The organism is Tundrisphaera macrotermitis, from assembly GCF_051175315.1.
GTDB lineage: Bacteria > Planctomycetota > Planctomycetia > Isosphaerales > Isosphaeraceae > Tundrisphaera.
Map to the genome: position 1 here is coordinate 635,163 of NZ_CP195100.1, position 21,082 is coordinate 656,244.

The window sequence follows — 21,082 nt, forward strand, 5'->3', positions numbered from 1 at the left end:
GACCGTCGTCCGCGATGAGGCCGGGTTCGGGTCCGGGCCGTCGTCACTCGGCGGGGAAGACGCGGGCCTCGGCGAGGGATTCCACCTTGCGGGCGAGCTTGCCGAGGCTGCCGGATCGGGCCACGACGAGCACCTGGCCCGGGAGCTGGACCTTCGGCACCAGGGCCTTGACCAGCGAGGCGTCGCGTTCGGCGTCGGCGAACCCCCACCGGCCCGGCACGGACCGCACGGCCAGGACGAACAGGGGCCGATCGGGGAAGTGCCGCACCGCCTTCCGCGCCAGCCACGCGACGGTGAGATCCTTCTGCGAGGCCAGCACGGCCACCAGCGCGCGGAGCGGCTCGTCGGCGAGGGCGTGCGGCAGGAAGGCGTCGCCCGGGCCGACGACGGAGCGTTCGGCGCGGGCCTTCTCGACCTCGGCCTCGTGGCGATCGAGCCGGTCGCGGGCATCGCGCTGGAGGTCGGCGCGGCCGGTGCCCCGATGGTGGACCTCCAGCGCCCGGCAGGCCGCCGGCGTCCATTGCTCATCCCCCGCGGCGGCGACGTCCCAAAGCAGCCGCTCCCCATCGGCGTCCCCCCGGCCCAAAAGGTGGTGGCCCAGCAGGACGCTCGCCCCCGGATGGGACGGGGATCGTTCCAGCACGGCGCGGAGGAGCGGTTCGGCGGCCTCCGGCCCCCGCAGGTCGAAGGCCTCGCGGGCGGTCCCCCAGAGCCGGGCGAGGTCCTCGGGCGGGCGGGCGTCGTCGGCGGGCGTCGGGTCGGGGGCGGCGGGCCGACGCCGGGCCTCGGCCACCGCCCGGCGGTGGCGCTCGCGCCAGGCGGCCCGCTCCGCATCCCTCCATCCCTCGGATTGCTCGCGGACGATCCGGTCGCGGTCGGGGCCCAGGAGGTCGGCCGCGGACGGCGACGACTGTCCGGGCGGGAAGGCCAGGGCGAGGACCTCCGGCTCCGGCCGGCCGAGGGCGATGGCACGATCGAAGAACGCGGGATGGGTCTCGTCGCGGGACGTCCGTCGGGCCAGGGCCCGCTCGGCCCGCCGGGCCATCTCGGCCGCCGGCGGCGGGGCGAGCAGGGCGTCGCGGAGTTGATCGAGGACGTCCGCCGGGGGCTCGGGCGCGACGAGGGCGCCCCGATGCAGGTCGGGCCAGAAGCACTCGGCCAGCCAAGCCCCCCGGCATTCCAGCCGCCACAGCGCCGAGGCCAGGGTCTCGGCCCCGGCGACTTCGGCCGCGATCCGATCGGCGTGATACTCGTGGTGGCGCGAGAGCACCAGGGACCGGGCCTGGAGCCTCGGCCAGTACCAGCCCACGAACCGCGAGGCCGCCCACCGCGCCCCCTTCGAAGCGGCCCCGGCATCGGGCTTGTTGAGCCTGTCGAACAGCGTCGCCCACATCCGGTGCAGCCGGTGGATCCGGGCGCCTCCCCGCCCGTGGCGGGCCGAGAGGTGCACGAACTCGTGGGCCAGCACGGCCCGGAACTCGGCCGGGGAGAGGGCCAGGAGCAGAGGCAGGCCGACCTCCAGGACCGTGCGAGGCCAGCCGAACACGCCCAGCCTCGCGACCTCGCTCACCCCCGCGTTGAAATCCAGGGAGATCCGCACCTCGTCGAACCGGCGGCATCCCAGCTCGCGGCGGAGGTCATCGAGCAGGCCGGCGAGCCCGGGGGCCTCGCCAGGGCCGAGGGCGCGGCCGTCGGGGGTCGGGGGTTCGAGCAGGAGGAACAGCCCGGCCTGCGCGATCGCATACAGGGCGAGCCCCACGCCGATGGCGAGGAAGGCCAGCCCTCCGGGCGGCTCGATCACGACGCCGAGGGCGAACGCCGCCCCCGCCAGCCCGGAGAGGAAGGTCAGCCACGCCGCCACGACCGCCACGCCCAGCCGCACCCAGGCGGTCGTCGATCGTTCGAGCGCCTCGGGCCGATCCCGGTAGCGCTCGTCGATTCGCCGCAGCAGTTCGTGGAACTCGGCGCGGTTCATGGGTTCGCCGGCCCCTCCGCGCCGATCGCACGCCTCACCAGCAGGTAGGGCGGCAGCCGGAGGACGTTGAACCGCGCGGCCGCCTCGCGGTATCCGGCCGCCTGATCGGGGAATCGGCTGGCCAGGATGGCGAGGAGCAACGCCTTGTCGCCCGGCCGGAAGAAGATGCGGTCGATCCGGTCGAGCGGCGTCGGGGCATCGGCCCGGAGGATGGCCGCGGCCTTGCGGTTGTCGTCGGTGGCGGCGTCGAGGATGGCCGCGGCCTTCTCCCTCCACGAAGCGGCCCCCTCGGCGTCGCCTTCCAGGGCCAGCCCGAGCGAGACCGCGGCCAGCGTCCAGGGGTCTTCCTCCTTCTCGGTCGCCGGCTCGGCGGCCGCTTCGGCGGCCCGGCCCATCGCCGCCAACGACTGGACGCGGACGAGATGGAGGCCGGGGGCGGATCCGCCGGGGGATCCGGCGGCGTCCTCGGGGCGGCCGGCCTGGTAGAGCGCGAACCCCCGGATCGCCGAGCCGAGCGTCCCCTGGATCGGGGCGGGCAGCCGGATCAGCCAGGCGGCGAGTTCGGGCTCGATCGCCCCGGGTTGGCCCGAGGCGGCCAGCGCATCGAACAGGAAGGTCGCCACCTGCGGGTCGAGCGGGTTGGAGGAGAGCACGCCGCGATACTCGCCTACCAGCTCCCCGGACTGCCCCAGCGCCATCCGGGCCGCGTGGATGGCCCGCAACAACGGCGGCTCGTCCATGCCGAGCCCCCGAGCCTTCTGCAACGCATCGAGGGCTTCGTCCCACCGGCCCAGGTTCAGGTCGTGCATCCCCAGGGCCATGACGGGCCAGGCGAGCTTCGGGTCGGCGGCCGACGCCCGGCGGTAGAAGTCCAGGGATCGATCCGGGTCCGGGTCGATCCGGCCCCGGAGGTAAAGCAAGGCGCCGTTCTCCGGCTCCTGCGCGATCAGGGCGTCGTACTCGGCGATCATCCGCCCCTGGCCGCCGTCGTGGTCGGCCATGTTCTGATAGGCGCGATGCCACGAGACCGACACCGGACGTCGGGCCAGGCCGGCCTTGAAGAACGCCTCGGCGCGGGCCCGATCGGTCCGGAACGTCTCGTTCGCGTAGGCGTCGATGAGGTCGTCGTCCGGGTCGCGGCGGAGCCGGCCCTCGGCGAAGTTCAGGGCCGAGGCCCGGTCCCCCTCCACGACCGCGCGGAACGCGCCGACGTCCTGGCCCCGGACCCGGAGGACGGCGATCTTCTCCACCGTCTTGTTCTTGTTCCGGCCCTTGATGCGGAGCTGATCGGGCGGGTCGGAGAAGGGATAGTCCACGTGCGGCAGGGCCACGAACGGCCGGCCGATGATGAGGGTGGATTCCGGGGGCTGGGGGATCGACGCGTAGATCACCCGGACCTGTTCGAGCACGGCCTCGCCGCCCGGGTTCAGGCACCAGAACGGCGAATGGGTCCAGCGCTCGAAGAACCCGGACCCCAGCTCGACCTCGTGCGTCTCCTCGACCGGGCCGGCGAGTTGCAGGCGGTGGCGGCCCTCGGCCACGACGATCTGGCCCCCGTCGCCCACGGCGACGGGCGGACTCCCGTCGACCGAGATCCGGACCGGCTCCACGCCCGCGTACGCGACCCGGATCGTCCGGTGCCGGCGGATATACTCGTTGCTGACCAGCAGCCCGACCGCCGCCAGCATCAGCGCGGCGACGAGCCCGGCCAGGGTCCTCTGATTCTTGGAGTAGGGCGAGCCCTCGGCGCGGAACAGGCCGCGCAGCGAATGCCGCCGGGGTGGCAGGATCGATTCGGCCCGCCGGACCGACCGCTCCGCCTTGCGCACCAGGGCGCGGAACTCGGGCAACTGGCCGACGTGGGGCGCCTCTCGCACGAGGGCGGCGGCGAGATCCAGCGCCTCCTCGTGCCGGCCCGCCTCCTGGAAGCTCTGGGCCAGCGAGAAGAGCACCCCGAGGTCGTGCTGCCGGCCGGCCCCCGGTTCTTCGAGGAAATCGAGCAGGCGCCGGGCCTCGTCGAGTTCGCCGTGGGCCATCTTCCAGGAGGCCACGCCGGCCCGGGCCTCGGGCAGGTCCGGCTCCAGCGCCAGCGCCTCCTCGTTGAGCCGGGCCATCTCGTCGAACGAGGCGACCTGCCGGAGGTGGTCCGCCAGGGCCGCGCGGAGCCGGGCATCGTCCGGGAAGCGGTCGAGCACCTGGCCTCGCAATTCGGCCGCCTGCTCATGCTCGTGGAAGGCCAGGAGTTGCGCGTGGGCGACCAGCGCCGCCTCGGGGGACGCTTCCCGGCGGTACTGCTCCAGGCTGCCCGAGACCTGGAGCTGCCGGGCCTGCTCATACTTGGCCGCGTCCGCCACCATGTGCCGCTGGCACGACGGGCACGAGTCGATGATCCTCTTGCGGCCCAGGGGGATGATCGGGATGAAGACGACGACGAACCAGAGCCGCGTATCGTAGGACTCCAGATTCCCGACCCGGTGGCAGGACCGGCATGGGGCGGTCCGCGTGGATCGGTTCTTCTTGCCGTAATAGTGCGTCCCGATCCCGTTGTAGGTCGTGGGCATCGCTTCGTTTCTCGATGGCGTGGCGGGCTCGATCGCGCATGGGCCGGCCCATGATAGTGCATGGGCCCGTTCCGATCGACATCCGCCTGCATGCCTGATGCAAGTTCGCCACAAACATCAGCGAGTGATCGCAATGCGTCCCCCGATCCTGTCGCCGACCCGATCCGGGCGGGCCCTTCGCCGACGCAGTCGAGCCCACGGCCCGGGCTCGTCCTCGCGGAGATGCCGGGACGCCGGCCGCAGGACGGGAGTCGACTCGCCCGGCGCGGCCATCGCAGGGCGCTTGCCAAAGGTCCCTGGAAAACCGATGATGGTTCTTGAAATGAGGGAAGCGACCGCCTTCAATCACCCCCCCCGAAATAACCCCCGACTGACCGATGGAGCCTGCCGGGCCTGGCGGGCTGATTCACCCACCGCGGCATCGAGCCTCCATGCCATGATGATCCTGTTCGTCCTCCTCGTCGGCATGGCCCCCCGGCCCGATGACGGCCCGGGGCGGGCCATCGATTACATGGCCGAGGTCAAGCCAATGCTGGCCCGGCAGTGCGTCTCGTGCCACGGCGCCGAGAAGCCGAGGGGCGGGCTGCGGCTGGACACCGCCGCCGCGGCGATCAAGGGGGGGCGGGGCGGCCCGTCGGTCATCCCCGGCAACGCCGAGGACAGCCCCCTCTACACGGCCGTGATCAGCGAGGACGACGGCGAGCGGATGCCGCTCAAACGCCCGCCCCTGACGGCCGACGAGGCGGCGATCCTCCGGGCCTGGATCGACTCCGGCGCGAAGTCGCCTGCGGACGAGGCCCCCACCCCGCCCCCGCCGCCCCACTGGGCGTTCATCGCCCCGGCCCGCCCGGCGGTGCCGGAGGTCGCGGATCCGTCGTGGCCCCGCAACCCGATCGACCGGTTCATCGCCGCCCGGCTCGACCGCGACGGAATCCGGCCGTCGCCCGAGGCCGATCGCGTCACGCTGGCCCGCCGCCTGAGCCTCGACCTGATCGGCCTGCCGCCGACGCCGGAGGAGGTCGACGCGTTCGTCCGGGACGAGACGCCCGAGGCCTATGAACGACTGGTCGATCGCCTGCTGGCCTCGCCCCATTACGGCGAGCGCTGGGGGCGGCAATGGCTGGACATGGCCCGCTATGCCGACTCCAACGGCTACAGCATCGACGCCCCCCGCCAGATCTGGCCTTACCGCGACTGGGTGATCGACGCGTTCAACCGCGACTTTCCGTTCGACCAATTCGTGGTGGACCAGATCGCCGGCGACCTCCGCCCGGACGCCTCGATCGGCCAGCGGATCGCCACCGGGTTCCACCGCAACACCCAGATCAACCAGGAAGGCGGGATCGACCCCGAGCAGTTCCGGGTGGAATCGATCATCGACCGGGTCAACACCACGGGCACCGTCTTCCTGGGCCTGACCGTCGGCTGCGCCCAGTGCCACGACCACAAGTACGACCCGATCTCGCAGAAGGACTACTACTCCCTCTACGCCTTCTTCAACGACGACGACGAGCCCGACCTCCCGGTGGCCACGCCCGAGGAGGTCGCCCGCCGGGATGAGTTCCTCAAGAAGGCCGACGCCTACCTCGACGAGGCCCGGCGCAACAAGCCCGAGCTGTCTGAAGCCCAGAAGGCCTGGGAGGCGAGCCTGGACATGGCCGGCCGCCAGAAGCAGTCGCAGGAGGTGCGGGCCGCCTTCGACATCCCGTTCGAGCAGCGGGACGACGCCCAGCAGCGGGTCGTGTTCGCCGCGTTCGTGGACCAGGCCCCGGCCGCGAAGTCGCAGAAGCAGGCCGTCGCTAAGATCAAGAAGGCGGCCCCGCCGATCGTCTCGACGATGGTCCTGCGCCGGCGATCCGAGCCCCGCGACACCCGCCTGCTCGTCGGCGGCGACTTCACTCGGCTCGGCGACCCGGTCGGCCCGGGCACGCCCAAGGTCCTGCCCGCCCTGAAGGCGTCGGCCCCCCGGCCGGGCCGGATGGACCTGGCGAACTGGCTGGTCGACCCCGCCAACCCCCTGACGGCCCGCGTCGCGGTCAACCGGATGTGGCAGGAGCATTTCGGGCGGGGCCTGGTGGAGACGGAGAACGACTTCGGCACCCAGGGCAGCCCGCCCAGCCACCCCGCCCTGCTCGACTGGCTGGCGACCGAGTTCGTCGCCTCGGGCTGGAGCCAGAAGGCGATCCACCGGCTGATCGTCACCTCGGCCGCCTACCGCCAGTCGTCGCGGGCCCGGCCCGACCTGGCGGTCCTCGACCCGATCAACCTCCTCCTGGCCCGGCAGTCGCGGCTGCGGGTCGACGCGGAACTGGTGCGCGACGCCGCCCTGACCGCCAGCGGGCTGCTGAGCCGGAAGGTCGGCGGCCCGAGCGTCTTCCCGCCCCAGCCCGACGGCGTGATGACCCTGGGCCAGATGCGCCGGGAGTGGAAGCCCGACGACGGACCGGACCGCTATCGTCGGGGCCTCTACACCTACTTCTGGAGGGCGACGCCCCACCCCCTCCTGATGGTCTTCGACGCCCCCGACGCGACGCGATCGTGCACCCGCCGGCCCCGGTCGAACACGCCGCTGCAGGCGCTCACGCTCCTGAACGACCCGGCCTTCATCGAGTTCGCCCGGGCCCTGGCCGATCGCGTGATCCGCGAGGCCCCGGCCGACGACGCGGCCCGCATCGACCGGGCGTTCCGCCTCTGCCTGGCCCGGGATCCTTCGGAATCGGAGGCGGGCCGGCTCGCCGCGTTGCTGGACCAGGGCAAGGCCGACTCCCCCGAGCGCGACGCCTGGACGGCGGTCGCGCGGGTCCTGCTCAACCTGGACGAATTCATCACCCGCGAATGAGCGTCGATCGCCCCTGAATCCCTCCCTCCCGGATGGTGACCGCCATGAGCCCCGACGACCTCCTGCTGCACCGGACGCGACGGCACTTCTTCCGCGACTGCGGCGTCGGCCTGGGCGCGATGGCGCTGGCGTCTTTGGGCGACCCGGCGCGGGCCCTCGGGGCCGGTCCGGCCGCGTCGACCAACCCCCTGGCGCCGAAGCCCGGCCACTTCGCCCCCCGGGCCAGGAGCGTGATCTTCCTGTTCATGGCCGGGGGCCCGAGCCAGCTCGAACTGTTCGACCCCAAGCCGGAGTTGCAGCAGAGGCACGACCAGCCGATCCCGGACTCGTTCATCGCCGGCAAGCGGTTCGCCTTCATGGACTCATCGTTCAAGGGCAAGCCGAAGCTGCTGGCGACCAAGCGGAAGTTCGCCCAGCACGGGAGTTCGGGGGCCTGGGTCTCGGAGTGCCTGCCCGAGACGGCCAAGGTGGTGGACGACCTCACGTTCATCAAGTCGATGGCCACCGAGCCGATCAACCACGCCCCGGCCAAGCTGTTCTTCAACACCGGGGCGAGCCAGTTCGGCCGCCCGAGCATAGGGGCCTGGGTCACCTACGGGATCGGCAGCGAGTCCCAGGACCTGCCCGGGTTCGTGGTGCTCCAGTCGGGCCCGCGCGGGCCTCGCGGCGGTGCGGTGAACTGGGGGAGCGGGTTCCTGCCGTCGACCTACCAGGGCGTCCCGTTCCGCAACGGGGCCGAGCCGATCCTGGACCTGGCCAGCCCCGCCGGGATCGACGCCACCCGCCAGCGGCGGGCCCTGGACGCGATCCGCGACCTCAACGCCGAAAGGCTCGCCTCCACCGGCGACCCCGAGATCGCCACCCGGATCGCCTCGTATGAGATGGCCTATCGGATGCAGTCGAGCGCCCCGGAGTTGATCGACCTCGCCGGCGAATCGAAAGAGACCCTCGACCTCTACGGCGCCGACCCGAGCAAGCCCTCGTTCGCGAACAACTGCCTGCTGGCCCGCCGCCTGGTGGAGCGCGGGGTGCGGTTCGTCCAGCTTTATCACACCAACTGGGACCACCACGGCGGCCCCGGCGAGGACCTCGGGCCCGACCTCGACAAGGTCTGCCGCGACGTCGACCGCGGCTCCGCCGCGCTGGTCATGGACCTCAAGCGCCGCGGCCTCCTGGACGACACGCTGGTGGTCTGGGGCGGGGAGTTCGGCCGGACCCCGATGGGCGAGGCCCGCGAGCACATCGGCCGCAACCACCACGTCGACGCCTACACCATGTGGCTCGCCGGCGGCGGGACCAAGCCTGGCATCACCGTCGGTGCCACCGACGAATTCGGCTTCGGCCCGATCGAGGACCGCGTCCACGTCCACGACCTCCAGGCCACCATCCTCCACCTTCTCGGCATCGAGCACACCAAGCTCACCTACCGCTTCCAGGGCCGCGACTTCCGGCTCACCGACGTGGAAGGCGAGGTTGTGCGGAAGATCCTGGCCTGAGCCGGATCGGCGGGCCTGGGATACGCGGCTGGGCGGCCAGGGAGTGGCGTAATCGGTATTCGGGCACATCTCACTTCAGCTTCGTCCACGCGATCTTCTCCATCACCTTGACGATCTCTTTCTCGACCTCACCGAGTCCCTTCGGGGCGGCATCGGCGTAGTTGCTGACCTTCTTGGTCGCCTTCCCCCGCTTGACCGAGGTGATGTACGTCGGGAGGTCGGAGATCGGTGCCGTGTAGGCTTCCTTGAGATCGAAGAATTTCACCTCCGCGAGGAGCCTGGCCAGCCTGTCGAAATCCTCCTTGCTGACTTTGCCTCTGTACTTGCCATGACGCTCAACGTATTCCTCGCCCAGGTACTCGGCCGTCCCATCCGAGCGAAGGACGATCACGTCGACGGGGCAGGTCCCGAAGCAAGGCGTTCGCTCAAGCGTGATCTCAGCGATCGGCTCATCGGCGGCGGTGAGGGCCAAGGCGAGCAGCAGCAGGGCTTGCATGGCAGAGGCTCCGTTTGTGGGATGGGATGCCTCAGTCTAAACGGATGAAGAAGGAATTGCTTGGACGTCACGGCATGACGCAGCGGGATCCTTGGGCGTGTCCCGAACCAATTCCCAAGTCCTTTCGATCCCAGGGGCTCGCAACGACCCGGCGGCACGGACAGAATGTTGGGGAGCAAAAGCGAGGCCCCCGCCCACGATTGAGCCGAGAGGAGCGAGACCATGGGGACGGATCGGAGAGGTTTCCTCAGGAATGCCGGCCTCGCGGGGGCATCGTTCGGCCTGCTAGGCGAAACGGTGCAGGCAGGGGCCCCGGACGAGCCGCCCCGGCGTCGTCGACCGATCGGTGTGTCGACCTATTCGTTCTGGCAGTTTCGCGGCGAGCGGCTCGGGATCGAGGCCTGCATCGATAAGGCCGCCGCGATGGGATTCGACGGCGTCGAGATCCTCCACGTCCAGATGCAGGACGAATCCAACGCGGCGATCCAGCGGATCAAGGCCCGCGCCCATTCCCTCGGGCTGGCGCTGATGGGATTCTCGACGCATCAAGGGTTCGTCTCGCCCGACGCCGACCTCCGCCGCACCAACGTCCAGAAGACGCTCTACCAGATCGAACTGGCCCATCGGCTGGGCATCCCCGCCATGCGGATCAACACCGGGCGGTGGGGCACGATCAAGTCGTTCGACGACTTCATGGCCAAGAAAGGCATCGAGCCGGCGCTAGAAGGGCACACCGAGGAGGAGGCGTTCGGCTGGGCCATCGGGTCGATCGAGAAGCTATTGCCGAGGGCGGAGGAGTGCGGCGTCGTCCTCGGCCTGGAGAACCACTGGGGGCTCGGCCGGACCGCCGAGGGGGTGTTGCGGATCGTCGAGGCGATCAAGTCGCCCTGGCTCCAGATGACCCTGGACACCGGCAACTTCCTGGAGCGGCCCTACGAGCAGATGGAGCAGATGGCATCCTCCAAGGTGCCGATCTCGCTGGTGCAGGCGAAGACGTATTCCGGGGGCGGCCGGTGGTACACGCTGGATCTCGACTACGCCCGGATCGAGGCGATCCTCAAGGCGGCCAACTACCGGGGCTGGATCTCGCTGGAGTTCGAGGGCAGCGAGGATGCCGAGACCGGCGTGCCCAAAAGCCTGGCCATGCTGAGGCAGCATCTCTCCTGAACGTCGCATCGCATGGGTTTGAACGGATCGGAAATCGGCGATGGATGAGGCAGGACCCCGGGCCGCCGGCCGCGAGGGTGGTCTCGCGGGCGGGCGGCAACGGGTTCTTTTCAATATTCCGATGAATCATCGCCCGGGCTGACGCGGGGCCGCCCGGCCCGGCCGCGTCAGCGGGAGAGGCGGTCGAGGATGTTGCGGGTGATCCGCTCGACGACCTCGTCGCCGCCCCGGAGGCCGTGGGCCCAGTCGGTCGAGCCGGTGGTCACCACGGTCCCGCCCCGGGTGTAGGTGCCGAGCACCGCCGCGCCTCCGGCGGGGGCGCCGGAGGGGTCGCGCGGGAATCGGTCGTACCAGAGGGCGTCGTCGGGGTGCCAGCGGGTGGGGCAGGTGGCCAGGATCGTGAAGCCCTCGGGGGTGCCGTCGCGATGGGTGGGGACGGGCAGGCCGTCCCGGATCTCGAACTCGCAGCCGTCGCATTCGTAGCCGACGACCGTGTGCTTGCCGCCGAACTCCGCGCCCCGCTCCAGCTTCGTCCCTTCGAAAATCCAGTGGTCGGGCCGATGGGCCGTGTAGGCCCCCTTCCCGTCCATGTACTGGCCGTGGCTCAGGTGGTAGCCGCCGTGGAGGAACCCCACGCCGGTGAGCCGATTCTCGGGCCGGTCGACCAGGTGGTGGCTCCAGAGCGTCGAGAGGAGCCGATGGTCGCCCTTCGGGAAGAGCGGATCCTGGGCGTAAATCTGCTTCCAACTGGTCAGGGCCCGGCCGTGATCCTCGCTCCGCACCTGCCAGCAGCAGGTGTTGCCGCTGAAGAAGGCGACGTTGCCGCCCCGGCCGATGTAGGCCTCCAGGTTGTCGCGCATCGGGGCTGACCAGTATTCGTCGTGGCCCACGCTGAGGACGAGCTTCGGGCGGTCGAGCAAGTCGGGGTGGGCTTCCAGGTCGCCGTTGGCGCAGTAGTCGAACGCGTACCCGTTCCGCTCGGCCCAGGCGACGAAGGGAAGCTCCCAGTTGCGGAAATCCCCGGCCATCGGGCGGTCGAACGAGACGCGATGCCCCTGGAGCCCGCCGCGGCCATTGTAGGCATAGAGGCTGCCGCCGCCCCAGTTGTTGTAGGCGTTGTAGGTGTTGGTGGAGAGCTGGAGCAGGATCGGCGACGCCTTCTCCGGGCCCGGCGCCCGGACGATGAAGAACAGGTCGACCTCGGCCGTCCTCCGGCCCCGCCCGACGTGCTTGCCCCCGTTGTCGGCCACGCGCAGGCGGACGTTGTAGTAGCCCGAGGCCCAGTCGGCGGGCACCGCGATCCGGTGCGACGCCGGCCAGCGGCAGCCGTGCGACGAGGCGTCCTCCGGGATCGGGTGGGGGCCGCCCGGCAGGCCGGACTTCGCGTAGACGACCTTCGCCTCGGCACCGAGGCGGGAGATCTCCATCGCGTAGGAGGCGGCGGGGGTCGAGACGTGGAAGGCGATTTCCTCGCCGGCCCGGTAGCTGAGCCGGTCCGTGTAGCCCTCCACGGTCAGGGGGGGCGGGTCGTCGCCGGCCTTGGCCGGGGCCGCGGCGGACGCGAGGAGGAGCAGGCAGGCGTGGCGTCGGATCATGGCGGGCGGATCGGTTCGGGAGGAGGGTCGCGCGATCGGGCCCCGCGGCCGTCCTCGCGCCACCTGGCCCGAGGGTCGCCCGGCCGCCGGGCGAATGCAACCCTCCGGGCCGGCGACCTCCCCGATTTGGGCGGGACCCCGGATCGGCCCGCCGTTCGCACATGAACCGAATGCGATGTGCGAGGCTCTTGGGCCGCAACCGGCGGTCAGTCCCGGGGGGATTCGATGGCTTTCAACGCCTGGTTCGTCGTCATCGGGTCGCTCCTGATCCTGATGGCCCTGGCCGGCTCGACCCTGAAGCGGCTGCCGTTGTCCTCGGCGATGCTCTACCTGGCGGCCGGCCTGGCGCTGGGCCCGCGCGGGTTCGGGCTGATCGACCTCGACCCGATCGGGCACTCCGGGTTCGTCGAGCGGTTCACCGAGGTCGCCGTGCTCGTCTCGCTGTTCTCGGCCGGGTTGAAGCTCCGGACCCCGCTGGATGACGAGCGGTGGCGGCTGCCGTTCCGGCTGGCGTCCGCCTCGATGATGCTCACCGTCGCGATGATCGCGCTGGTCGGCCACGCCTGGCTCGGCCTGCCCGCGGGGGCGGCGGTGCTGCTGGGGGCGATTCTGGCGCCGACCGACCCGGTGCTCGCCTCCGACGTCCAGGTGACCAGCACCAGCGACCGGGACCGGGTCCGTTTCAGCCTGACCGGCGAGGCGGGCCTGAACGACGGCACGGCCTTCCCGTTCGTCGTGCTCGGGCTGGGCCTCATGGGCCACCACCCGCTCGGGGATTGGGGATGGCGCTGGCTGGCCGTCGACGTGGCGTGGGCGGTCGTCGCCGGGCTGGGGATCGGCGCGGTGCTCGGCTCCCTGATCGGCCGGCTCGTGCTCCACCTGCGTCGCACCCACAAAGAGGCGGTCGGCCTGGACGACTTCCTGGCCCTGGGCCTGGTCTCGCTCACCTATGGGCTGGCCCTGCTGGCCCACTCCTACGGCTTCCTGGCGGTCTTCGCCGCCGGGATCGCCCTGAGGCGGGTGGAGCGGAGCCAGGGCGGCGAGCAGGCCCCCCACGACGTGATCGCCGGTGCCCTGGCCGGCGAGGAGACGGCGACGCACCCGGAAAAGGCCCCGGCCTACATGGCCGAGACCGTCCTGGGCTTCAGCGAGCAGTTGGAGCGGATCCTGGAAGTGGCCGTCGTCCTCCTGCTGGGCGGGATGCTGCTGCGGGCGTCCTGGCCCCGCGAGGCGATCTGGTTCGTCCCCCTGCTCTTCCTGATCCTCCGGCCGGCCGCGGTCCTGCTGGGGCTGGTCGGATCCTCGGCGATGCCGTTCCAGCGATTCCACATGGCATGGTTCGGCATCCGCGGGATCGGCTCGCTGTATTACCTCGCCTATGCGATCCAGCACGGCGTCCCGCACGAACTGGCGGCGCGGCTCACGTCGCTGGTCTTCGCGACGGTGGCCGCCTCGATCGTGGTGCACGGCATCTCGGTGACCCCGCTCATGGGCCGCTACGGCCGGATCATGGACGAGCGGCGGCGTCGGAAGGCGTCCGCCTGAGCCCGGGCGGTCCCCCCTCGATCCGGCCGGATGCGCGTGAGATGATCGCGACGGCGATGGCCTTCCCGCGTCCCGAGGTCGATCCCATGCCCGCGACCGGCCCCTTCCGTCGGTTCGAGCCGTTCCTGGCCCTGGCCTACCTGGCGGGGCTCGCGGCCCTGTCCGTGCAACTCCAGGGGCCGCCCGCCGTCGAGCCCGCGACCGCGCCGGCCGATCGGTTCTCGGCCGAGCGGGCGATGACGCATGTCGACGCGATCGCCGCCCGGCCGCATCCGATGGGCTCCCCCGAGGCGGCTTCGGTGCGCAATTACCTCCGGGCCGAACTGCAATCGCTCGGGCTGGAGGTCCGGACGCAAACGGACGACAAAATCCCGGGCGAGAACCTCATCGCCGTCCGCCCCGGATCCCGGCCCGGCGGCAAGGCCGTGATGCTCGCGGCGCATTCCGACTCGGTCACGGAGGGGCCGGGGGCCGGGGACGACGCGGCCGGGGTGGCGGCCATCCTGGAGGCGGTCCGGGCCCTGGGCTCGGGGCCGCCGATCGCCAACGACCTGATCGTCCTGCTCACCGACGGCGAGGAGCGGGGCCTGCTCGGGGCGCAGGTCTTCGCGAAGGATCAGGCGTGGGTCGATCGCGTCGGGCTGGTCCTGAACTTCGAGGGTCGGGGCAATCGCGGCCCGTCCTACATGTTCGAGACCAGCGAGGGGAACGGCCGCCTGATCCGCGAGTTCGCCCGCGCGGCCCCGCACCCGATGGCCACGTCGCTGGCCTACGCCGTGTATCAACGCATGCCCAACAGCACCGACCTGACCATCTTCAAGGAGCATGGCCTGCCCGGGCTGAACTTCGCCTTCGTGGACGGCGTGGAGCATTATCACCGGCCGACCGACACGCCCGCGAACCTCGACCGCCGGAGCCTCCAGCATCACGGGTCGTACGCCCTGGCCCTGGCGCGGCACTTCGGCAACCTCGACCTCGGCGGCTTCGCCCCCGAGCCCGACGCGATCTACTTCCACGCCTTCGGGCCGCACCTGGTCGTGTATCCGGCGTCGTGGGCCTGGCCGCTGGCGATCGCCGCGGTCGTCGCGTTCGCGGCCGTCGTCGGGTGGGGTCTGCATCGCGGGCGGCTGTCGGCCCGGGGGCTCGCGGCCGGGTTGGCCATCAGCCTGTTCGCGATCGCGGCCGCGACGGTCGTCCCCTATGGCCTGTGGCGGATCATCCAGCCCTGGCGGACCCCCGTGCCGGGCAAGCACTACACCGGCAGCCCGCAGGTCGCCTGGGGCCTGGCGGCCGTCGGGCTCCTCGCCGCCCTGGCGACGTTGTGGCCCGGCCGGGGACGCGCCTCGGTCGCCGATCGGGCCCTGGGCGGGCTGGCCTGGTGGCTGGTGCTCCTGATCGCCGTCACGGCGGCCCTGCCCGGGGGGAGCTACCTGTTCCTCGGGCCGTTCGCGTTGGGCCTGATCGGGGTCGCCGCGACCGTGGCCCGGCCCGGGCTCGCGGGGCCCGGGGCCTATCTCGGCGCGATCGCCGCGTTGGGCCTGGTCCCGCCGACCGTGCAATCGCTGTGCGTGGCGTTGGGGCCGAGCCTGCCGTTCGCGGCGGCCCCCCTGGCGGGCCTCCTCGTCGTCGGGATCTGGCCCGTGGTGGCGAGGATCCTCCCGGCCGGAACCCCGACCGCCCGCGATCCGGCGATGCCGATGGGAAAAATGGGTTGATTCCTCGCGCGGGAGCGATTACTTTGCAATGCAAAGAGCGATGGGCCCCCGGCACCTCAGGGCGAACGCGATGGAACTCCACGAGGCGCTTCGGCAGATCTCCGACATCCGCAGCCAGATGGCCCGGGCCGAGGTCTATCGCGGCTTCCGGTCGCTGACGGTCGCCGGGTCGGGCGTGCTTGCGCTGCTGGCCGCGGCGTCCCAGCCGCACTGGGTGCCGTCTCCGGAAGTGGAGCTGGAACGATATCTCGGGCTGTGGGTCGGCGTGGCCGCCGTCGGGTTGGCGGCGGCGGGCTTCGAGATGGCGCGGAAGGCCCGGCGCGACGGCGCGGGGCTGGCGCGGCGGTCGTCGCTGGTGGCGGCCGAGCAGTTCTTGCCATGCGTCTTCGTCGGGGGTCTGCTCACGCTCTGCATCGCCCGGGGCGCGCCTCATGTCGCGTGGATGCTGCCCGGGCTGTGGGCGCTGGTCTTCAGCCTCGGCATCTTCGCGTCGCGGCGGCTCCTGCCCCGGTCGGTCGTGTGGGTCGGCGTCCATTACGTCCTGAGCGGATGCGCCTGCCTGATGGCGGGGCCGGGCCCGAACTGGCTCGCCCCCTGGCAGATGGCCCTCACCTTCGGCGTCGGCCAACTGCTGGGGGCGGCGATCCTGTACTGGAACCTGGAGCGGGCCGATGCCACGCAAGGATAAGCCGACGGGGCAACCGACGGGGGCCGAGGGCCGGTTCTCCTACGAGGGGCTGGACCGCGTCATGCACGAGCGGGCCCGGCTGGGCATCCTGGCCTCGCTGGCCGCCCACGCCGACGGGCTCCTGTTCAACGACCTGAAGCAGCTCTGCTCCCTGACCGACGGCAACCTGAGCCGGCACATGGCCGTGCTCGGCGAGGCGGGGATGGTCGAGGTCGAGAAGGGGGACTCGGGACCCCGCCCGCAGACCAAGTATCGCCTCACCGCCGAGGGGCGGCGGCGATTCGCCGACTACATCGGCGTCCTGGAGAAGGTCATCGCCGACGCCCAGGCCGAGGTCCGGCCCGAGGCCGGGCGGGCGCGGCTCCCGGGCGGCCTGTCCACCGCGTGAGCCGGGACCTTTTTTTGCCTGTTCGCTTTGCAATGCAAAGCATTTGCCTTCGTGGAGCGAGCCGATCGTGAAGATCATCCGTGCCGAGGAGATGGGGATGTGCTTCGGGGTGAGGGATGCCCTGAAGATCGCCGGCGCGGTCCGCGACCCGTCGCGGGTCACGATCCACGGCGAGCTGGTCCACAACCCAGAGGTGACCCGGAGGCTTGCCGACGCGGGCTTCCGCCAGGCGCCCGAAGGGGATCGGGATCCGCCCGCAGAGACCCCGCTCGTCCTGATCACGGCGCATGGCGTGAGCGAAGCGGAGCGAAAGCGACTGGAGTCCGCCGGAAAGACGCTGATCGACGCAACCTGCCCGCTGGTTCGCCGCGTCCACGAGGCTGCTCAGGAATTGGCGGCCGAGGGCCGGCACGTCCTGCTGATCGGCAAGCCCGGCCATGTCGAGGTGCGGGGCATCGCGGAGGACCTGGAGCGGTGCGACGTGATCGGCGGCGTGGCCGAGGTCCGGGCCTACGCGTCCGGGAGGTTGGGGATCGTCTGCCAGACGACCATGCCGCCCGACGTGGTGGACCACGTCCACGCGCGGATCCGCCTCCTGAATCCGGAGGCCGACATCCGCATGGTCGACACGGTTTGCCTGCCGACCCGGCTCCGGCAGCGGGCGATGTTCGACCTGCTGGGGCGGGTGGATGCCGTGGTCGTGGTGGGCGGCCGCAACTCCAACAACACGAGGCGGCTGGTCGAGCTTTGCCGGCAGCATCGGGTCCCCGCGCACCACGTCGAGTCCGCGGCCGACCTGGACCCGGCGTGGTTCGAGGGGTTCGCCGAGGTCGGCCTGACCGCGGGCACCTCGACGCTGGACGAGACGATCGATGAGGTCCAACGGGCCCTGGAGCGGATCGGGATGAACTCGCATGAGGAGGCGCGATCGTGAAGAAGGCCACACGGATGCCGCGGGCGATGCGTGTCGCACCGCCGCTCGACCCTTCGCGGGGGATCGGGCCGGTGCGGAGGCGCTGGGCGTTGCTGATCAACCCGTTCTATGCCAAGGACCCGCATTCCAGCTTCGGCAAGCACGTGCTGACGCCGTCGCTGGCCCTGACCAGCATCGCCGCCAGCACGCCCGAGGATTGGGAGGTGAGCTACTGGGACGAGAACCTCCTCCAGGGACCGCCCCCGGCCGACCCGATGCCCCAGGTCGTCGGCATCACGGTCCACCTGACCTTCGCCGAGAGGGCGTATGAGCTGGCGAGGTGGTATCGCGATCGCGGCGCCGTCGTGGTGCTGGGCGGGCTGCACGTGACCTCCTGCCCCGACGAGGTCGCCGGGCACGCCGATGCCCTGGCGATCGGCGACGGCGTCCAACTCTGGGGTCGGATCCTCCGGGACGTGGAGGCGGGCCGGCTGGAGGCGGTCTACCGCTCGGACTTCCGCAGGCCCTACCGCGACGACCCCGCCCCGCGCCGGGACCTGCTGGATCGGGACGCGTTCCTCACGACCACCAGCCTGATCGCCACCCGGGGCTGCCACAACCGGTGCGACTTCTGCTACCTGTCGACCAGGGGGCTGCACATGCCCTACCTGATGCGCGACCCCGGCCAGATCGTCGAGGAATTCCGCCGCGACGGCCGGCCCTATGGCGTGTTCGTGGACAACAACCTGGGCTCCCGGCCCGAATACCTGAGGCAACTCTGCCTCGCGTTGCGGCCCCTGGAGAAGATCTGGAGCGCCGCCGTCAGCATCGACGTGGCCGACGACCCGTCGCTGGTGCGCGAGATGGCGCTGGCCGGCTGCACCGGCGTCTTCATCGGTTTCGAGTCGCTGCAGGACGACAATCTCGATGCCGCCGGGAAGAAGGGCCCGAGGTCGGCCGACTATGCCCGCAGGGTGGAGCTGTTCCATCGCAACGGCATCCAGGTCAACGGGAGCTTCGTCCTGGGCTTCGACCACGACCGGGCGGACATCTTCGAGCGGACGGTCCGATGGGTCGAGGAGAACCGCCTGGAATGCGCCACGTTCCACATCCTGACCCCCTACCCGGGCACGCCGCTCTTCGCCCGGATGGAGGCCGAGGGCCGGATCCTGCACCGCGATTGGGGCAAGTACGACACGGGGCACGTCGTCTTCCGGCCGAACCACCTGACCGCCGAGCAACTCGCCGAGGGCTACGCCTGGTGCTACCGGCGGCTGTTCTCGCACGCGTCGATCTGGCGGCGGAGGCCCCGGGATTGGCGGGCCGTCCCCGCCTACCTGGCGATGTCCTACCTCTACAAAAGGTCGAACCGGCTCTGGGAATTCCTGATCCGCCATCGCCTGACCGCCCGGGCCTGGCGTCCTCTGGTGGAGTTCACCCGGCGGAGGCACCTGCGGTTCCGGCGCGAGCTGGAACGGGGCGACGCCGGAGTGCGGCGCCGCTGCGGCGCCGTGGTCTCGGCCGGCGTCTGACGCCGTTGACGTCGAGTTTTTTGGGTCGTTCCGATTATCATGGAACCGGCGGCCCGCGAGCGGCACTTCCTGGGTGGAGTGCCCGGCGCGGGCGGGAGTGCGTCGCAACTTGCGGCGGCCCTGTCGCCAGGCCCATCGAGGACGGTTCCCGACGAAGATGCTGCCGCACCCGGCCCGCCGAACCCTGGTCGCCCTCCTGCTGGCCCTGCAAGCGACCCTGTCGTTTTGCGGGCCGGGGCACCATGCCGGACCTTCGGTCGCGGCGGGGGCCTCGCGCGATCCGGGCGAGCACGCCCCCGGTATGGATCGGGCCACGGATCCGCACTGCCCGATCTGCGACTACCTGTGCCACGTCGGCCTGCTCCCGGCCGAACGCCCGCCGGCCTTGATCCACCGGGTGGAGACGGCGGGCTTCCGGCCCGACCGGACGCCGGATGCCGCTCCGCCCCCCTGCCCGTCCCGCCCGCGCGCACCGCCGAGCTTCGACGCGATCTGATCCCTCGTCCCGGACCCGGCCTCGCCCCTTTCCCGGGCGGATGGCGGCGGCATCTCCCCGCCGATCGGGCGACGCCCTCGGCGTCGCACCGGCCTGGGTCCGGTCCCACCCATCCCTGATGAGACGATCGCGTCTCCGGCTGCGCCGCCCTCGCGGACTCGCGACGGCGTGAGGACGGCGCCCACGTTCCCCGGCACGCGCCGGGGGCGGCGAGGTGGTATTGCATGCAACTGCGCACCGAGATCCCGCAGCACGGCCTGGGTTTCGAGATGTTCCCCGATGAGGCCCGCGACCGCGAGCGGTGCCCGGCCTGCGGGGTGGGGGTGTCCTTCCCGCTCGGGGGCCGCGCGGGCGGCGACGGCGGCCGGGCCGCGGGAGGGTGGAATGTGGGCCCCGGGGCGAGGCGGGAGGGGCACGACCCCGAGTTCGACCGGTTCGCCGGGACGGTGCGGCCGGTCGTCGGCCAGCTCGTGCGGGTGGCCCGGCGCATCCTCGACTGCGACGACCTGGCCTGGGAGGCGGTCCAGGAGGCCCTGCTCGGCCTCTGGCAAAGGGACGACCAGCCGCCCAACCCCCGGGCCTGGCTGGTCCGGTCGGTCGTCCATCGCAGCTTACACCTGAGGCGGACGCTCCGCCGCCGCCGCGATCACGAGGCGAAGGCCAGCCGGGTCCGCCCGGAGTCGAGCGATCGCGACGACCCGCTCCGCCGGGTCCTGGCGGAGGAGGCGCGGGAGAAGCTGCGCGACGCCCTCGCCCGCCTGGCGGACAAGCATCGCGACGTGATCGTCCTGCACATGTGGGAAGGGCTCGACTACGAGACCATCGCCGACCGGCTCCAGGTCCCCATCGGCACCGTCCGGTCCCGCCTCAACCGGGCCCGCGAGGCGTTGCGTGCCTCATTGGACCGCGAGATCCGGGCGCAAGAATAGCCGGGCGTCGCGGGGGATGCCGGCCCGCATCGGCCTCACGCCCGGCCCGCCGGTCGTGCCTCGAGGGGCCGGGTCGTGGCGGGCCTCGATCGCGGCCGGGGCCCGGGTTACTTGACGAGCGGCTTGAGGCTCAGGGTCGCCGTCACCGCGCCGCCGATGGGGCTCGGCGCCTTGATGGTGCGGATCTGATTCTCGCCGAACTCGAACGTGACGGTCCCGCCGCGCTGGAAGCCCCGGAAGGCCCCGGTCCCCTTGACCGACTTGACCGTGGTGACGAACCGGCCGTTGGGGACCTCGTCGAAGCCGCCGGTCCCGGTCAGCTGGATCTTGACCTGGCCCCGGGCGTTGGTCAGCGTCAGCGTGCCGCTGACATCGTCCGACCCGGCCATCCGGAATCCGCCCAACTCCAGCGATCCGCTCATCCTGACCTTGCCCAGCCCGTTGACCCGGCCGGTCCCGTTCACGCGGACCTGCAGGGGGGCGTCGGCGGCGCGGTTATCCTCGGGGGCGGCGTACTTGCCCTTGACCGTGTTGGCGATCGCCAGGGCGGGCGTCGTCCCGCTGCGGTCCGACAGGATGTGGACCTCGCCCGGGTCGGGGGCCGGCGTCCCGGGTTCGGGCAGCATGGTGAGCTGGGCCGTCTCGGGGGCCGGGGCGCCCGCGACGCTGAGGAGATTCCTGGATTCCAGGTCGGTCGATTCGGGGCGGAATGCGCGAGATTTGCGGTTCATGATCGGCTCCATCTGA

The 21,082-nt window shown here is 71.5% G+C and carries 16 protein-coding genes; 11 read left to right on the forward strand and 5 right to left on the reverse strand.

Features of this window, described 5'->3' with window-relative positions; translation table 11 throughout:
- Nucleotides 1-43: 43 nt before the first annotated feature.
- Together TA3x_RS02955 and TA3x_RS02960 are read right to left on the reverse strand one after the other, a co-directional pair.
- Entirely contained in the window at nt 44-1,975 is a 1,932-nt protein-coding gene (locus TA3x_RS02955) for a M48 family metalloprotease (protein ID WP_435018609.1), read from the reverse strand.
- Nucleotides 1,972-4,536: a hypothetical protein gene (locus tag TA3x_RS02960; RefSeq protein ID WP_435018610.1), complete on the reverse strand. Its 2,565-nt coding sequence runs from the start codon at nt 4,534-4,536 to the stop codon at nt 1,972-1,974. The genes TA3x_RS02955 and TA3x_RS02960 overlap by 4 nt, the downstream gene beginning before the upstream one ends.
- A 436-nt stretch (nt 4,537-4,972) precedes the next feature.
- On the opposite strand from TA3x_RS02960, the gene TA3x_RS02965 reads away from it, so the two are divergent.
- The gene (locus tag TA3x_RS02965; RefSeq protein ID WP_435018611.1) at nt 4,973-7,375 is read left to right on the forward strand and encodes a PSD1 and planctomycete cytochrome C domain-containing protein; all 2,403 of its coding nucleotides are present in this window, start codon (nt 4,973-4,975) and stop codon (nt 7,373-7,375) included.
- A 44-nt stretch (nt 7,376-7,419) separates the two neighbouring features.
- A complete protein-coding gene (locus TA3x_RS02970; RefSeq protein WP_435018612.1) occupies nt 7,420-8,871 on the forward strand; it encodes a DUF1501 domain-containing protein in 1,452 nt (483 codons plus the stop codon).
- A 70-nt stretch (nt 8,872-8,941) separates the two neighbouring features.
- Here the strand turns inward: TA3x_RS02970 and TA3x_RS02975 are convergent, their stop codons facing one another.
- Complete coding sequence (locus TA3x_RS02975; protein ID WP_435018613.1) at nt 8,942-9,367, reverse strand: DUF6438 domain-containing protein; 426 nt, start codon at nt 9,365-9,367, stop codon at nt 8,942-8,944.
- A gap of 222 nt (nt 9,368-9,589) precedes the next feature.
- Here TA3x_RS02975 and TA3x_RS02980 point away from each other — a divergent pair, with 222 nt between their 5' ends.
- Complete coding sequence (locus TA3x_RS02980; protein ID WP_435018614.1) at nt 9,590-10,534, forward strand: sugar phosphate isomerase/epimerase family protein; 945 nt, start codon at nt 9,590-9,592, stop codon at nt 10,532-10,534.
- 167 nt (nt 10,535-10,701) lie between these two features.
- Here the strand turns inward: TA3x_RS02980 and TA3x_RS02985 are convergent, their stop codons facing one another.
- Nucleotides 10,702-12,129, reverse strand: coding sequence for a N,N-dimethylformamidase beta subunit family domain-containing protein (locus tag TA3x_RS02985; protein ID WP_435018615.1), 1,428 nt, complete (start codon nt 12,127-12,129; stop codon nt 10,702-10,704).
- Nucleotides 12,130-12,354: 225 nt separating this feature from the next.
- On the opposite strand from TA3x_RS02985, the gene TA3x_RS02990 reads away from it, so the two are divergent.
- The 8 genes from TA3x_RS02990 (at nt 12,355) to TA3x_RS03025 (ending at nt 20,335) form a co-directional block, all read left to right on the forward strand.
- Entirely contained in the window at nt 12,355-13,674 is a 1,320-nt protein-coding gene (locus TA3x_RS02990) for a cation:proton antiporter (protein ID WP_435018616.1), read from the forward strand.
- A 41-nt stretch (nt 13,675-13,715) separates the two neighbouring features.
- Nucleotides 13,716-15,389: a M28 family peptidase gene (locus tag TA3x_RS02995; RefSeq protein WP_435018617.1), complete on the forward strand. Its 1,674-nt coding sequence runs from the start codon at nt 13,716-13,718 to the stop codon at nt 15,387-15,389.
- A gap of 28 nt (nt 15,390-15,417) precedes the next feature.
- Nucleotides 15,418-16,077: a hypothetical protein gene (locus TA3x_RS03000; RefSeq protein ID WP_435018618.1), complete on the forward strand. Its 660-nt coding sequence runs from the start codon at nt 15,418-15,420 to the stop codon at nt 16,075-16,077.
- Complete coding sequence (locus tag TA3x_RS03005) at nt 16,061-16,465, forward strand: transcriptional regulator (protein ID WP_435018619.1); 405 nt, start codon at nt 16,061-16,063, stop codon at nt 16,463-16,465. The genes TA3x_RS03000 and TA3x_RS03005 overlap by 17 nt, the downstream gene beginning before the upstream one ends.
- A 67-nt stretch (nt 16,466-16,532) precedes the next feature.
- Nucleotides 16,533-17,399 carry a 4-hydroxy-3-methylbut-2-enyl diphosphate reductase gene (ispH, locus tag TA3x_RS03010; protein ID WP_435018620.1) on the forward strand — a complete coding sequence of 289 codons (867 nt, stop codon included), beginning with the start codon at nt 16,533-16,535 and terminating at the stop codon, nt 17,397-17,399.
- A gap of 26 nt (nt 17,400-17,425) precedes the next feature.
- Entirely contained in the window at nt 17,426-18,910 is a 1,485-nt protein-coding gene (locus TA3x_RS03015) for a B12-binding domain-containing radical SAM protein (protein ID WP_435018621.1), read from the forward strand.
- 157 nt (nt 18,911-19,067) lie between these two features.
- A complete protein-coding gene (locus tag TA3x_RS03020; protein WP_435018622.1) occupies nt 19,068-19,406 on the forward strand; it encodes a hypothetical protein in 339 nt (112 codons plus the stop codon).
- A 224-nt stretch (nt 19,407-19,630) separates the two neighbouring features.
- Entirely contained in the window at nt 19,631-20,335 is a 705-nt protein-coding gene (locus tag TA3x_RS03025; protein WP_435018623.1) for an RNA polymerase sigma factor, read from the forward strand.
- Between the two features lie 107 nt (nt 20,336-20,442).
- On the opposite strand, the gene TA3x_RS03030 is transcribed toward TA3x_RS03025, so the two are convergent.
- The gene (locus tag TA3x_RS03030) at nt 20,443-21,066 is read right to left on the reverse strand and encodes a hypothetical protein (RefSeq protein WP_435018624.1); all 624 of its coding nucleotides are present in this window, start codon (nt 21,064-21,066) and stop codon (nt 20,443-20,445) included.
- Between the last annotated feature and the right edge of the window lie 16 nt (nt 21,067-21,082).